The organism is Holdemania massiliensis AP2, from assembly GCF_000327285.1.
In the GTDB taxonomy this organism is placed as follows: Bacteria; Bacillota_I; Bacilli_A; order Erysipelotrichales; family Erysipelotrichaceae; genus Holdemania; species Holdemania massiliensis.
The window spans coordinates 86,178-101,186 of the sequence record NZ_HE998570.1 but is presented as its reverse complement, the minus strand read 5'-3'; the positions used below and the strand labels follow the sequence as shown (position 1 = coordinate 101,186).

Here is a 15,009-nt window from a genome sequence, read left to right as displayed (position 1 = left end):
GACAAAAGCACTCACAGGAGTGCTTTTTCTTTGCTCAGGCAGAGTGTTTTTAAGGCTCCCTGATCCTTCTTTTTCCCACACCTATTTCCTAAGCTGCCGCATAGAGGAAACAGGCGACATTCACTTCCGCCTTTTGCTTCATCCAATAGCACTCTACCGGAAACGGAAGTTCCTGGGTATCCAATTCCAACGTATCATTCTGACGGTCCTGAACAAACAGCCACAGAGCATCCGGGTAATCCTTCGGTTTTGTCCCCTTCAGCAGATGTTCCAGCTCAGCACTGAGCTTTCTTTCCTTCTTAACTTTAACAAATTCCAGTCCCTGATTCTGATCCAGCCGCTGCTTGTGCAGAACCAGCTGACTGATCATCTTCACGAGCCATTCCCCATTCCAGGGATCCATCAGTCCCTTTTGAATTTTCCAGCAGGGATAGCCGGAAATCGTCTGCGGGGAAAGGATCAGGACAGGTTCTTTAAACGAGGCGGCAAGCTGCGGACTGATCGCCGCAGAGGAGCAGAGAATCGTCTGATCCCAGGTTTCTTTGGAAAGGGCAGCGTCTATAATTTGGATGTATTCAATGATAAGCTCACCCGTCTGATGACGGATGCGATGAACCTGATCCTCGGCCTGCGGATCAAACGGGTCACATTGCAGGATTCTGATTTTCATTGTGGTCTATCCTCCGATTCTGTTTTCAGTGTATGAATCAGCCTCGAAAAATATGTGTCCTGTCCCTGTCTTTCACCATGAAAAAAGGATCCACAGCGGGATCCTTTTCATCAGAGAAATTAGTAGTTTGCTTTTTCAACTTCAAAGAAGGATTTAGCATAGCCGCACAGCGGGCACAGACCCGGAGCGTTCTTGCCGACCATGGTATAGCCGCAGATCTGGCATTTCCACATGACGTCTTCTTCTTTCTTGAAGACTTTGTCTTCTTTGACATTGCTTAACAGAGCCAGGTAACGTTCTTCATGGCGCTTTTCGATCTTCGCAACCATATCCATCTGTGCTGCGATCTTATTGAAGCCTTCTTCACGGGCAACTTTGGCGAATTCTGCATACATATCCGTCCATTCATAGTTTTCACCATTGGCCGCATCCTGCAGATTGACGTCAGTTGTCGGGATCTGATCACCATGCAGAGCCTTGAACCACAGCATCGCATGTTCCTGTTCGTTGCGGGCGGTTTCCTCAAAGATGTTGGCAATCTGTTCCATGCCTTCAGCACGAGCCTTCATCGCATAGTAAGTGTACTTGTTGCGAGCCTGAGATTCTCCGGCAAAAGCGCTCATTAAGTTCTGTTCAGTTCTTGATCCTTTTAATTCCATTGTTCTTTACCTCTTTCTTTCTCTTTTTCCTGTTTGTCTTTACACTCGTTGCAGCAGCCTTCCAACGAAATATTCAGATCTTCCACGCTGACGCCCATCTGGTCTTCAACCTGGCGGATCATCTGCTCCTCCACGGAGAACGAAACGTCGAAATACCGCTTACAGTATCGACAATAGAAGTGATGATGTTTTTTCGGATTTCCATCGTACATGAATCCGGTACTGCGGTCCTGAAACTTCTGTATTTCGCCCATTTCCGTCAACAGATTCAAGTTGCGGTAGACGGTCGCGATCCCGATGGAGGGATCCGCCTGCTTCACTTTTTGATAAACCTGATCAGCGTTCAAGTGAATTCCTTCTCCGCGCATCACATCCAAGATCAGCTGGCGTTGCCTTGAATTCCTGCGAATCATCATCTCACCTCCTAATAACGATAACTGTTATCATTATAACATAAGTTTTTAGATCGTCAAGGGGTCTACCGGCATTTTAATCCGAATTTTTTCATTATTGAGCTTCCGCTTTTCCTGTGGAGGATCGCAGCGGATCTTATGGCAGGCGCAAAAGAAAACGGGATAGGCTTCCCGCTTTCTTTCCTTAATGAACGTAATAGACTTGGCGGACAGATTTGCCGAAGTACGGGCTTTCTGGATCATACCATTCTGGACGTGTGCTGCCCTCTTTGTTGTAGGTCCACTGCAGTGAATTCACTACGTATTCAGTCGGATCAATTTCAATCCAGTCATTGACTTCCAACAGTTTGGCGATGATCGTCGGCTGCTTTTCGCCCATCGCGGCCCAACCTTCCGCACCATACAAAGTTTCCAGATATAACGCCGCTGCTTTCTGTGCTTCTTCCGAGGCTGGATCCATCAGCTTCGCTGTGCCTTTGATCTGAACGCCGTAGGAGTTGAAATAATCATTTTTATAGGCAATGTATTCTTCTTCCGGAATCTGCTTGTACCAATACAGAACAACCTTCGGATTCTTTGCGATATGCACGCATTTTTCAGTGCCTTTTTCACTGGAAGCATAGAGCTTCATCGTCTGAGGATCCAGAACAAATTCGACCGAGGACAGCCCTGGCTCATTATTGTAGGAGGTAGCGATTTGATACATTTCACGATAAGCATAGATAGTCTGACCTGCTTCATCGGTTTTTAACGGCCAGCCCCGCAGATAATCCAGAGCCAGGTCGCGGATTTCCGGCTGACTCAGCTGCTGACTTTCATCAATGGCTACCGAAGCCGTCGTCAACGCGTCTTCCATTTTGATATAACCGTTGGCTTCCGGATTCTTAACCCAGCCTTCCGCTTCCAACTCCGCATCGGTTTTCTGAGCCGGAGCTGTGCTGCAGCCTGCCAGAAGCAAAGCTGCCAAAAACAACATTCCTAATTTCTTCATAATCTTCCCTCTTTCTATGTTCTTATCATGTCATATTGTTTATTTTCACACAAGATTCCAATCAGACCGACTAGGATAAAATTCAGAACTTCGATATAATGAGTTAAAGGAGAATCCAGCCAATGAAATACCGCAATTTATTAATACCTGATCAAAGCTGTTCGGATTCTGTTTCCTCTGTTCTGCAGAAATATCAATATCAGATTTTCGCTTACCGGCATACTTTTCAGAACCGTGTTCGTCAGTTGTCCAATGTCCTGATTCCTCATATCAAGCTGGCGGTGATCCGGCAGGGAGAATGCTCCGTCACCATTCAAGGTCAGACCTTTCATGCCGGGCCTGGCGATTTATTCCTGATTCCGCCTTATCTGCTTCACAGCGCTCAGTTCATCACGGATTCATTAGAAACTTATGAGCTGCTTTTTCAAGTCAGCGGCTTGTTCAATCAGGAACAATGGCTGACCTTATTTCACCATCAGCTCTGGTTTAAGCAGCTGATTGATGATCCGACTTTTGAGCTGATCAGTTATTGGATTGACAACGCGGAAAAACAGAATGCCGGTTATGTTTTAGGTCTTCAACATTTAATCAGCCTGCTTGCGGTCATGATGCTCAAAAATAATCAAGGCCCCTTTATCTCGGCCAGCGCAGACAGCGCCATGCTTTCCACCGCAGAGAAATTTTTATATGAACTGGAAAAATCCGATGAAGCGTTAAGCGTTCAGGATTATTGCGACCGCCTGCATGTTTCTCAAAGTTATCTCTGTCGTTGCACACTGGCTATCATTCAGCTGTCGCCGCAGTCCTTAATTATTCAGCATCGGTTATACCGCTCGCTGACGCTGCTTGCCGATCCGGATTTATCAGTCCGTCAGATATCAGAACAGCTGCATTATCTGCATCCCAGTTATTTTTCCAAACAGTTTAAGGCGACGTTTTCCCTGACGCCCAATGCGTATCGGAGAATATACTATCGAAAACCTTAGCGGATACCCAAACTGAACCGCTGCGCTGCAAAGGCATTTCCATCATCAAATTCAGCTGCAAGAAAACGAACTTAGATCTGGGGGAATGAAGCATAAAAGACCGCGGGAATGAGCTCTTTTACAGGCGGCAAAAACGGAAAGGCCAAAGCAGAAGACAAGCATAAGCGAGCTGTCATTCGGTTTTCCTCGTATTTTTTGTCATATACCAACATTTTTCGTTGTAAAAAGTGTTATATTCTATCTAAATATCGTTGTATTTTATGTAATTATGCGGTATTCTGATCCTATACTCAGATAAGGGAGAGGTGTACATGTACCGAACTGCGATTGAAAAATTAATAAAATGGAAAGCCAGTCCGCGCCGGAAGCCCTTAATTATTGAAGGAGCACGGCAGGTAGGGAAGACTTGGCTGATGAAGGAGTTTGGCAAACAGGCCTATGCAGATACCGTATATATTAACTTTGATTCAAATTCCAGAATGGCGGAACTGTTTGCTTCGGATTTAGATACAGATCGTTTAATATTGGGCTTGGAATTGTATTCAGGCCGCAAAATTGACCCAAACAACACGCTGCTGATTTTTGATGAAGTCCAGGAAGTTCCGCGTGCTCTGGCCTCGCTCAAATATTTCTGCGAAAACGCACCCCAATATCATATCATCTGCGCAGGTTCCCTGCTTGGAATCGCTTTGCATGAAGGTACATCTTTTCCGGTTGGCAAAGTCAATTTTTTAAAGCTTTATCCTCTCACTTTTAAGGAGTTCCTGATGGCAACCGGCAAGCAGCGCTTTTCCGAACTTCTTGACAGTCATGATTTTCAGATGATAACAAGTTTTAAACAAACCTATATTGACGCCTTAAAGCACTATTTCTTTGTGGGAGGTATGCCTGAGGCTGTACAAAGCTTTGCGGAAAACAAAGATTTCAATGAAGTTCGTGAAATACAAAAGGGAATTCTTGAAGCTTATGAACAAGATTTCTCCAAGCATGCCCCCAACGTTATTGTTCCAAAGATTCGTATGTTATGGAACAGCATACCTTCTCAGCTTGCGAAAGAAAACAAAAAATTTATCTATGGTCTTATTCGTGAAGGCGCCCGTGCCAAAGAATATGAAGAGGCCTTGATGTGGCTCTGCGACTGCGGTCTTGTCCATAAGATCAGCCGGGTTAATACTGCAGGCATCCCTTTGAAAGCTTACGAAGACTTAAAGGCCTTCAAGCTGTTCGTCGTTGATGTTGGTTTACTTGGATGCCTGGTTGGACTTCACCCGCACACTTTGCTGGACGGCAATGATCTCTTTATTGAGTTCAAGGGCGCCCTTACTGAACAGTATGTTTGCCAGCAGCTTAAAACCCTTGAAGATTTAGGCATTTACTATTACACCAATGACAGAGGCTCCTGTGAGATTGATTTCGTAGTGGATACGGGTGAACAAATCATTCCAATTGAAGTTAAGGCTGAGGTCAATCTTAAAGCTAAAAGTCTGAAATTTTACCATGAGAAATTTTCTCCGGGAATCTCTGTCCGAACATCCATGGCTGATTTCAAAAAAGAAGATTGGCTTATTAATCTGCCGCTGTACCAAATAGAACAAATAACACGGATTGGGGAGGAAAAATAAAATGGCGGATATTAAATTATTCAATATAAGCGGAAAGGTCAAAGAATATCAGAGCAGTACAGTCAACCTTGAAAAGGAATTGCAAACTGTAATTGAAAATAATATGAGTGCTTTTTTCGGCGTTACGTTCCTTGCCTCCGAATATCGGACAACAGACGGCGGCCGCATGGACAGCATTGGAATAGATGAAAATCACTGCCCCGTTATCTTCGAGTATAAGCGGTCGATGAAAGAAAATGTTATTAATCAGGGTCTGTTTTATTTAAACTGGCTGCTGGATCATAAGGATAGCTTTAAGGTTCTTGTTATAAATAAACTTGGCTTAACTTTCGCTGACAAGATTGATTGGACAATGCCGCGTGTCATTTGTATCGCAAGTGATTTTACAAAATATGATGAATCCGCAATTAAACAGATGAATCGCAATATCAGCCTGATCCGTTATAAAAAGTTTGGTAAAGACCTACTGATGTTTGAGCAAATCAATGAAAATATTGCTTCGGTCATTCATGAGGAGAATGCTGTTAACAAGCCGAAATCCACAGATAAAACCTTTGAGGAACAGATTGCCGGAGCGGATAAAGAAATTAAACTGCTTTATCAGGATTTGTCCAACTTCATTTTAAGTCTTGGTGATGATATCAACGAATCTCATCTGAAACTGTATGCAGCATTCAAGAAAATTCGTAATATTGTTACGGTGGTTGCTTTGAAAAAGAAACTGGTTATCAATCTTCCTCTTGATGTGAATACAGTGATTTTCGAGGAAGGCTTTTCCCGCGATGTTACCAACATTGGTCATTGGGGCTGCGGTGCAGTTGAATTGCATTTGAAAAACAAAGCTGACTTCGAAAAAGCGAAAACGCTGATTGATCGTGCCTATAACGAAAATTGAGTATAGAAAGAAAATACGCGAATAAGCCTCTAAAAATAATAGAAAAAACGGGGTATCCCTTGTTATGATTAAGATAACAAAGACCAAAAGAAAGAGGTGATCCCATGAATCCGATTTTCGATTTTCTTGTTCATCTGATGATTCTGCTTCTGGATCGTACCGCCAGGTCCCCATCCTTGCCGCGGCCGCTGCGGGCAGCGGGTCTTTTCCTTACATCGCTGGTATTTCTTTTTCTGATTGGTTTTTCCGGATGGCTGGGTTTTCAGGCTTGGATTGCTTTGCAGCGCCAGTCCATGACCACCGCCGTATTTCTAACGCTTTTCACAGTGGGACTTGTGGGTTTCTGCCTTCTGTTGTTAAGAAGCCTGCAAACCGCAATGCGCCAGACCGCAAAGTAAGCATCAGGCTTTGCCTTTCCTTTGTCACGCTGAAGAAGTAAATATTATCAAGAGTGATCGAACAGCCGTCCCCTTAAGCCCTGCATTTATTAAGCATAAAAGCTCTTTCTCCTATGACATGCTGCCGCTGGAGAAAGAGCTTTATTTTAGGATTCCTGATGATAAACCCGATAGACTTCGTTTTTGGAAATTCCGGCTTCCTTGGCAATTTGCTTAATCGCTTCCGAAGCTGACATTCCGGATTGAATCCGTTCGTTGATCTGTTCCGTGATCAGCGCCATATCGACTGCCGGTTCACTTTCTTCAGCACAGCCTTCAATCACGACGACCATTTCGCCTTTAAGACCGCAGGCGGCATCTTTCAGCTCGCTGAGCGTACCGCGCAGAAATTCTTCATGCCGCTTCGTGATTTCCCGTGCCAAACAAGCTTTGCGGTCGCCGAACACATCCAGGCAATGTCCCAGCATGCGTTCGATCCGATGCGGTGCTTCATAGAAAATCATCGTAAACGGCAAGGCTTTCATCCCTTCCAGCTCCCGCACACATTCACGGTCATTGCTGGAAAGAAAGCCTTTGAACAAGAATGGCTGTGCCTTTAACCCGGAAGCCACCAACGCATTAATCGAAGCGCTGCAGCCGGACACCGGGACAACATTGTAGCCTGCGGCGGTGACCTGTTCGACAATATTCTGACCCGGATCGGAAATCAACGGATAACCAGCATCGGAAACCACGGCCACCGATTGTCCCTGTTCGAGCAGGTTCAGCAAACCCTTCGCACTTTCCCGTTCATTGTGGGAATGGTGAGCGATCAGACGGGTATGGATATCAAAAACTTGAAGCAGCTTCATCGTATTGCGGGTATCCTCGGCGGCGATCACATCCACCGTGCGCAGAATCTCAATCGCCCGCGGCGTCATTTCATCCAGATTGCCAATCGGCGTTGGAACGAGATACAACGTTGGTTTTTCATTGGAAAAACTTTGCTGCCGAATCATTTCTGACCCTCTCCCGTTTCATTTTTCGGCTGTCCCTCCCGACGGCCCGGATGCCGACGGCGCCGATTCGGCCGTTTATGCTCCTGCGGTTTGCCTTCGCCTTCCGTGGTCTGCGGCTTGACTTCGGCCTCAGACTTCATTTCTTTAACGCCCTCACGCGGCTTTTGATTTCTGCGGTTCTCCTGCGGTTTGCGCTCCGGACGTTGATCCTCAGCTTTTCGCTCTTCCGCTTTCTTTTCTGCCTTCTTCTCCACAGGACGTTTTACGCCCTCTTTGCGTTCCGGCTTCTTTTCTTCCGCCGGCTTTTTATCGTTCGCTTTCCGTTCTTCCCTGCGCTGGGCATCCTTATTTTCCCCACGGCGTTCCGGACTTTCCTTGCGGTCGTTTTCCTTGCGTTCCTCTTTGCGCTCCGGACGAACTTCTTTTTCTTTGTTCTTGGCATTCTGAGCTTCCGGACGGCGGAATACACCCTTTTCCATTAAATCCGTCAAGGCGATGAACTGCACGTTTTCACGGTTTTCCAGCTTGGCTGTGCCGTTGATCACATTCATCGACGTCACGCGGTACAGCTTGCCTTCATATTCAACCTGGGCGTTCATCTTCGGCAAGCCGGCGCGCAGCTGCTTGTAATTTTCATCTTCAAATTTCAGACAGCACATCAATTTGCCGCACTGTCCGGAAAGTTTCTGAATATTCAGTGCCAACAGCTGATTTTTCGCCATATTGATCGACACGACGTCAAAATCGTCCATAAACCGTGAACAGCACGTTTCCATCCCGCAGGTTCCCAAGCCGCCGATAATCTTAGCTTTATCCCGCGGCCCGATCTGACGCAGCTCAATCCGGCATTTGAAAATACCGGCCAGCTCCTTTAACAGTTCACGGAAATCAACGCGTTCATCCGCGACATAGACAAAGATAATCTTGCTTCGATCCAGCGTGTACTCACAGCTGATCAAATTCATATCCAGCTTCAGACGCGCTACCGCTTCCTGACAACGGGTCAGAGCTTCCTTTGCCAGATCTTTATTTTCAGCATACATCTCCCGGTCACGCCGACTGGCCTTGCGCAGCACCGGTTTCAACGGTGTATTCTGAGTATGCATGGATACATCGCGAAGATTGCTGATAATCTCACCCATTTCCACGCCGCGGACCGTTTCTACAACGACATAATCTCCATATTCCAGCGTTTCATCGTCAGTGCCGAAGCTGTAAGCCTTCCGTGAATTCTTAAACCGCACTGAAACGACAAAGCGGTACGCCGGTGCAACAGGTTTGACTTCTTCCGTCGTTACCGCTGCTTCCTGATTCTCACTCATGAATCATTCCCTCCTTCATTTGATAGATTAACTGATCCGCCAATAACGGCAGATTATAACTGCGGGACAGCTTGTCCCGGCATTCTAATAAAACAATGATCAGACGATCCAGCCGCAGCGGACGCTGATTCCATTTGACCACTTCCTCGGCCATCCAGGCCGGGCCTTCGGTATGCCCTACCGCCGCATCACGGAAAAATTGAAGCAGACAATCGAGAAAATAACCAAAGGTTCGCTTATCCTTCTCTTTATCCTTGCTTCCCAGATACTCGGTCTGCATCCAGACCAGCACTTCTTCTTCCCGTACAGGAAATTCCCGGATAAACCTTCGCATCATCAGCATTCCGTTCTGATACGCTTCATCCTCAGCCGTGGCCTTGATCTGATCCACATCGCGGATCAGATGCGACAACAGATAGCCGTCGGTTTCATCCAGTTGTTCTTCTAAGGCGATCTGATGGATCTGACGCTGCGTCAGCGGCCGGAACGTCAGGGTTTGACAGCGGGAAACAATTGTCGGCAGAATGCGGTCCTGATTTTCTACAATCAGAATCGCCAGCGTATCCGAGCCCTGCGGCTCTTCGAGAAATTTCAGCAGGCTGTTCAAGGCTTCCGGCGTCGTGTTTTCCGCGTTGTTGAGAATATAGACTTTTTGACCGCTGCGTTCCAGTCCGGTTTTGTTAAACCGCTCCTGCAGACTTAGAATTTCGTCTTTCTTAATCGACTTGGCCGCGCCATCCAAAACGATCAGGTCAGCATAGTTTTCTTCAGCAACCCGCCGGCACTCATCGCATTCTTCACAGGCAAAACCTTCATGAACATGCGAACAGATCAAGCTCTGTGCCAGCAGCAGTGCTGTTTCCAATCTTGGCGTTCCCTTTTGTCCGACAAACAAAAACGCATGGGCCAGCTTCTTCTGGACTAAGGCGTGCTTCAGCGTTTGATAAACCACTGGCTGCTGAACCGCAAGCCGTTCAGCGAACTTCACGGTCAATCAGCGCTCCAATCGCTTCCAAACAGGCGTCGATCACCTGATCTGCCGGTTTTGACGCGTCGATCACGATCATCCGGTTATGAAAACGCTCGCGTACCTGTTGATAGCCTTCGCAGACACGCAGATGGAAATCGATTTTTTCCTGATCCAGCCGATCCTTGTTCTGCCGGCCTGCAATTCGATCCAGCCCCTGCTGCGCAGTCAGATCCAGATATAAGGTTTTATCCGGCCAATGGCCTTCAATCGCAAATTCATTGATCGACAGCACTTCCTCGATGCCAAGATTCCGGCCAACGCCCTGATAAGCCAGGGAACTGTCGACGAACCGATCACAGATCACAACCTTGCCGGCGGCCAGTGCCGGCAGCACTTTTTCAATCAGATGCTGACGCCGGGCTGCAGCGTAAAGCAAGGCTTCCGTCTTGCTGTCCATCGCCGTATTGGCCGGATCCAAAATCACGGAGCGAATCTGTTCCGCGATCTCAATCCCTCCCGGCTCCCGAGTATATACCGTATCGATGCCCTTTTCCTGCAGGCGTTTTGCCACTGCGGTGCTGACTGTGGTTTTTCCGCTGCCGTCCGGGCCTTCAAATGTAATAAAAAATCCTTTTTTCATGTGCTTTCACCCTTGATCTCTTGTGCTATTATATCACGGTTATCCACCATTACGCCACAACCTTTCCCTTCCTGTTCTTCGTCTTTGGGCAACGAAAAGAACTGCCTGCTTAGGGCAGACAGCTCGGTATTGTTTTCTTTTTCAGCTCAGGGAAAAAACGGAATGAAACGCCTACTTTCGGGAAGCCCTAATCAGCCGATAAAAATGTTCATCGCCGGTATCTTCTAGTTCCGCGGTCCAATGCGGCAACCGGTCCAGATTTTCCTTGACGGTCTGAACGATCTGCGGATTGGCATTGTTTCCTTTCACCTCCGCAACCTTCACACCTTCAACAAACAGTTCATTATCTTTCCACTCCACACGATAGGCAACAAAATCCACGGTGATTCGATTGTCCTTTTTCGTCTGATCCAGAATCATGATTCCCGGACTGGCCGGCATCCAGTCGCCTTCCCGTGAATAAGTGATGTAGCTGTTGGCACTCTGACTGTAAACAGCACCGCTGCTCAGTTTGCGATTTTCATAATCATCATAAACAAAGTCCTGACCTGTTAAAACTTTGGCCGCCCGATTCATCTCTGGCTGCGTCGCCAACGCGCCATAACCTTCCGGGATCGCAAAGTCCGCAAAACGTACCTGACCCTCGCGATCTTTGCAATACTTACCATCACAGCCATAGTTAGGAATCATACTCATTAAACTCGGCGCCAGTGCTTCCCAATCAATCTTTGACGGATCATCAAAGCCCCGCTTCATCACCGTAAACAAATACAGCGTGCGCTGCAGCTTATTGGCTTCCGACAAAGATATATCCGTGATTTCATTGAAATTCATCTCAACTTCCAGCGTAATATCCGGAGTTATTGAACCGAGTTCCAAAATATTAACCATTTTATCCAAAGGTCTTTCGACATTCACTGTCCCGGCGTTTGAGTTTGTATGCGATTGACTTGCCTTGACAGCCTGCTCGATCAGCGCCTGCTGAACGACCGATTGATTCCAGTATCGCTTCATATAGCTCAGACATTGACCATACAGCGACGGTGAGAAATTCATCTTCTGCCCCTTCGTTGAAGACCCACTTTCCCCATCCTGAATTTCAATCTTCTTCGGATCAAATTGAATTGGATAATGCTGCCGGTCTTCCGTATCCACTGCGGACTGCCAGGAAAAATCCGACCCGTCCAACCGCATGTTCAGCTGCGCCGAGAACACAGCGGTTTTCATGACGCGGTCTTTCTTCTTGTATTCAATTGTGACATCCGGAAAGTCAAACGTGATTTCCTCGTTGATCAGGTTCACCACAATATCGCCTTGCTTCAGATCATCTGTGAAAACCCAAGCAGAATCTGTCATCTCCAGCTGATAATCATGGCTGAATTCGTAAAGAGCAGTGTCCATATCCCGCAGCCAGCGCGGCTTTGATGAATCCTCTTTCTCATTCGTTTCTGGACTCGGCGTGGATGTGGGAACTATGGAAGGCTGCGGCAGCTCCGGCCCTTCCTGCACGCTGCAGCCGCAAAGCAGAACCGCAGTGAGCTGACCCTTCTGCACACGTCGCAAGTCCGCCTTAGTATAAAGTAAAAAAGAAATCCGCAGTTTCAAGGAAAAAGAACGGATTTCCAATATCAATTTAGATTATTTAAAGTCATGGTCGGATTTGACAGCCTGTTGTTCCGGCAAACATCTACCTCAGCAGCCGGCTTTCGCAATACTCCCGAAGCTGCGCAGTTTCCTGTTCATAAAGCTTCGGTACATTCTGAACTGGAATGACGGCGGCCGGATCGCACAGCTGGTACGGATATTCCTCACGATAACGGAACCCCTCAAATAAGATCGGCATATCCTGCTGCATGCGCAAATGCAGATCATACGCCCCGTCCATGCTCGCCCAGTCAAAATTATAGCCGCGGGTCGCCGCCATCACCAGATCAGCCAGCTGCTGCGGTGTTTGATCAGCCCGAAGCTGCCGGCGAACCTGACCGTTATAAATCACAGTACACAGGATGATAAAATACGGACGATTGCGCGGAAACAGCTGCTCCACAGTCAGAGAAACCCGCGCCTTTAAGTATTCCAAGGTCAGCGTTTTATCTGAAACTGACGCATCCCGGCTGAAAAAATGGGCAAACTGAATTAAACTGTCCCAGGCATCCGGATTGTCGATCAACCGATGTGCGACCTCTAAAAATCCCATATCAAATTTTTTAAACTGGCTGATAATTAAATCATTTTTATTATTAAAATAGTGATAAAACGTTCCCACCGAAACTTCGGCTTCCTCACAGATATCAGTAATCAGCGTATAGGCCATTCCTTTACGAATAAAACAGGTGTTGGCGGCTTCTACAATCTTCTGCTGCGTTCTGATCTTCTGCTCCTGACGGCTTGTCATTTTTTCCATAGCTGTGCCTCATTCTCTATCTTATTATAATGAAACGCAGAAGAGGTGTCAAACAACAAGACATCCTCACCTTCTGCTTAAAAGCCTGGGCCAGCGGATATGACTGCTTTCAACGGACTTTCCAGAACAGACAGAAAAACCTCCCGCAGCTTCTTAAGAAAACCGCGGGAGGCATGTACGTCCTCTATTCTATGTCGTGATGATTGCTGGATTTATTTCTGAACTGCTGCGTTTGCGCCTGCGATTTTACCGAAAACCAACGCATCCGGAACAGCGTTGCCGCCGACACGGTTGGTTCCGTGAATTCCGCCGGTTACCTCACCTGCTGCATAGAAGCCTGGAATCGCTTCTCCGGCCGCATTCAGAACCTGAGCTTCCGTATTGATTTTTAAACCGCCCATCGTATGATGCACAGCCGGGGTATAGGAAGCGGCATAGTACGGCGGATTATCCAGCCGTGCGCCCCAGGTAGAACGTCCGAATTCATCCTTCTGAGCATCGACGGCTTTCCCGTAATCCTCAATTGTCTTTTTCAGATTTTCGGCCGGTACGCCCATATTTTCAGCGAGTTCTTCGACGGTTTCACCCTTGAACAACATTCCGGCTTCCACCATGTAATCCAGTTTATCCTGCGGAATCTGAACACTGTCAATTTCTGTCTGGTCGTTGATCACAAAGAACAGTTTATCCGTCTGATTCAAAGCAGCCTGAGCCAGAACGTCACGGCGGTTATCCTCGTTGACATACCGCTGACCTTCTTTGTTGACATAGATTGCGTTGTTGACATAACCGGAGATGCCGCCTCCGCTGACCGGGAACAGCGGCATCAGCTGAATCCACTGCATATCGACCAGGTCTGCTCCAACGGCTTCACCCATTACAATGCCGTCGCCGGTCGCGCCTGGATGATTGTTGGTGGCGATGGATTCGCCGAGGTCCGCCCATTCGGTATTGTATTCAACCCGCATATCGACATTAGCCGCAAATCCGCCGGTCGCCATGACGACGGATTTCGCATTGACCGTTACGGTTTGGCCGTCCGCGTTAGTAATAGTTGCACCCGTAACTTTTCCGTCCTCCTGCAATAAGCTTTCAGCTTTGGTATCCAAATAAATCTGAGCGCCGTTTTTCTCAGCCTGAGTGCTTAAGGCCTGAATGAAATCCGCGCCGGAGCCATTGGTCGTCTGTGCTGAACGATTCCACAGCGCGCCGATAACCGTGCGGATTGTCGGATCCCAGACTGTCCCGTTGGTTGTCAGCCACTTTTTCGTATCCAATGTGTTGCGGGTCAGCGTCAGAATCAGATCAACGTTGCCGATATAATCGCCGGCATCCAAGGTCTGCAGCGCATGCCATTCCGGAGAGTCGAATAACGAATCCGAACCGGAAGCCAAATATTCATCATATTGTTTCTGAACGTCTTCAATCAGCTGTTTATGCGCATCATTGATCGGTTCAACGGCGAGCAGCTTCTCGACCGTCGCTTTCAATGAATCATCCATTTTGGTGCTGGCCTGACCTTCCGGATCATAGCTGTTGAAAGCGCCGCCGCTGCGCAGCGTATTGCCGCCCATGATCGACATTTTTTCAACAACGATGACGCTGGCTCCGTTTTCCGAAGCCGATACCGCGGCGCTTAAACCAGCTCCTCCAGCTCCGATGACTAAAACGTCGACATCGCTGTCCTGCAGGGCTGCGGATGTGGTCTGCGGATCCCCTGAAGGTTCTGCAGAAGGCGCCGGTGTGTTCTGAGTGCTGCAGGCGGTCATTCCCATCAAAACCAGACTGAGGGTCAGACAGAGTAATTTCTTTGTTCCTTTCATTTCTTTCTCTTCCTTTCTGAAATTTCATCGAGTTCATTTCATTGAATTATATTCGATGAATATTCTTCGATAGAATGATAACAAATTATCAACACCTTGACAACAGACATTTAGGCTTTTTTGTAAATATTTTAACAAAATCGTTTCTTGAGTTCCAAAAAGCCGCCTGAGAAAGCGATGTCCCCTCATCCGCCTGCGGTTTATCGCGCGGTTTGCCT

The 15,009-nt window shown here is 47.3% G+C and carries 16 protein-coding genes; 4 read left to right on the top strand and 12 right to left on the bottom strand.

Translation table 11 applies throughout. The annotated features are described in order from the left end of the window. Positions 1-88 precede the first annotated feature (88 nt). The 4 genes from BN162_RS14690 to BN162_RS14675 form a co-directional block, all read right to left on the bottom strand. Positions 89-670, bottom strand: coding sequence for a hypothetical protein (locus BN162_RS14690; protein WP_020225883.1), 582 nt, complete (start codon positions 668-670; stop codon positions 89-91). A 119-nt stretch (positions 671-789) separates the two neighbouring features. Next, entirely contained in the window at positions 790-1,329 is a 540-nt protein-coding gene (rbr, locus tag BN162_RS14685; protein ID WP_020225882.1) for a rubrerythrin, read from the bottom strand. Then, a complete protein-coding gene (locus tag BN162_RS14680) occupies positions 1,320-1,742 on the bottom strand; it encodes a Fur family transcriptional regulator (RefSeq protein WP_020225881.1) in 423 nt (140 codons plus the stop codon). The genes rbr and BN162_RS14680 overlap by 10 nt, the downstream gene beginning before the upstream one ends. A 184-nt stretch (positions 1,743-1,926) precedes the next feature. Next, positions 1,927-2,733: a pyridoxamine 5'-phosphate oxidase family protein gene (locus BN162_RS14675; protein ID WP_020225880.1), complete on the bottom strand. Its 807-nt coding sequence runs from the start codon at positions 2,731-2,733 to the stop codon at positions 1,927-1,929. A gap of 122 nt (positions 2,734-2,855) precedes the next feature. Between BN162_RS14675 and BN162_RS14670 the strand changes: the two genes are divergently transcribed. The 4 genes from BN162_RS14670 (at position 2,856) to BN162_RS14655 (ending at position 6,634) form a co-directional block, all read left to right on the top strand. Continuing rightward, the gene (locus BN162_RS14670) at positions 2,856-3,719 is read left to right on the top strand and encodes a helix-turn-helix transcriptional regulator (protein ID WP_020225879.1); all 864 of its coding nucleotides are present in this window, start codon (positions 2,856-2,858) and stop codon (positions 3,717-3,719) included. Between the two features lie 311 nt (positions 3,720-4,030). Further along, positions 4,031-5,341 (top strand): ATP-binding protein, encoded by a 1,311-nt coding sequence (locus tag BN162_RS14665; RefSeq protein WP_020225878.1) that lies wholly within the window; start codon positions 4,031-4,033, stop codon positions 5,339-5,341. Between the two features lies 1 nt (position 5,342). Further along, a complete protein-coding gene (locus tag BN162_RS14660; RefSeq protein ID WP_020225877.1) occupies positions 5,343-6,236 on the top strand; it encodes a DUF5655 domain-containing protein in 894 nt (297 codons plus the stop codon). A 104-nt stretch (positions 6,237-6,340) separates the two neighbouring features. Next, entirely contained in the window at positions 6,341-6,634 is a 294-nt protein-coding gene (locus tag BN162_RS14655; RefSeq protein ID WP_020225876.1) for a hypothetical protein, read from the top strand. Between the two features lie 146 nt (positions 6,635-6,780). Here BN162_RS14655 and rsmI read toward each other — a convergent pair whose 3' ends face one another. From rsmI to BN162_RS18975, 8 genes are all read right to left on the bottom strand, one after another. Then, positions 6,781-7,632 (bottom strand): 16S rRNA (cytidine(1402)-2'-O)-methyltransferase, encoded by an 852-nt coding sequence (gene rsmI / locus BN162_RS14650; protein ID WP_020225875.1) that lies wholly within the window; start codon positions 7,630-7,632, stop codon positions 6,781-6,783. After that, positions 7,629-8,954, bottom strand: a complete 1,326-nt coding sequence (locus tag BN162_RS19200) for a PSP1 domain-containing protein (RefSeq protein WP_020225874.1) — start codon at positions 8,952-8,954, stop codon at positions 7,629-7,631. The genes rsmI and BN162_RS19200 overlap by 4 nt, the downstream gene beginning before the upstream one ends. After that, a complete protein-coding gene (locus BN162_RS14640) occupies positions 8,947-9,942 on the bottom strand; it encodes a hypothetical protein (RefSeq protein WP_040452314.1) in 996 nt (331 codons plus the stop codon). Before BN162_RS14640 ends, BN162_RS19200 begins: the two co-directional genes overlap by 8 nt. Then, positions 9,929-10,564, bottom strand: coding sequence for a dTMP kinase (gene tmk, locus BN162_RS14635; protein WP_020225872.1), 636 nt, complete (start codon positions 10,562-10,564; stop codon positions 9,929-9,931). Before tmk ends, BN162_RS14640 begins: the two co-directional genes overlap by 14 nt. 171 nt (positions 10,565-10,735) lie before the next feature. Next, positions 10,736-12,118, bottom strand: coding sequence for a hypothetical protein (locus BN162_RS14630; RefSeq protein WP_020225871.1), 1,383 nt, complete (start codon positions 12,116-12,118; stop codon positions 10,736-10,738). Positions 12,119-12,251: 133 nt separating this feature from the next. Next, entirely contained in the window at positions 12,252-12,968 is a 717-nt protein-coding gene (locus BN162_RS14625; RefSeq protein ID WP_020225870.1) for a TetR/AcrR family transcriptional regulator, read from the bottom strand. 212 nt (positions 12,969-13,180) lie between these two features. After that, complete coding sequence (locus BN162_RS14620; RefSeq protein ID WP_020225869.1) at positions 13,181-14,791, bottom strand: FAD-dependent oxidoreductase; 1,611 nt, start codon at positions 14,789-14,791, stop codon at positions 13,181-13,183. Positions 14,792-14,824: 33 nt separating this feature from the next. After that, a partial coding sequence (locus BN162_RS18975; protein WP_208854770.1) for a hypothetical protein occupies positions 14,825-15,009 on the bottom strand: 185 nt, incomplete at its 5' end.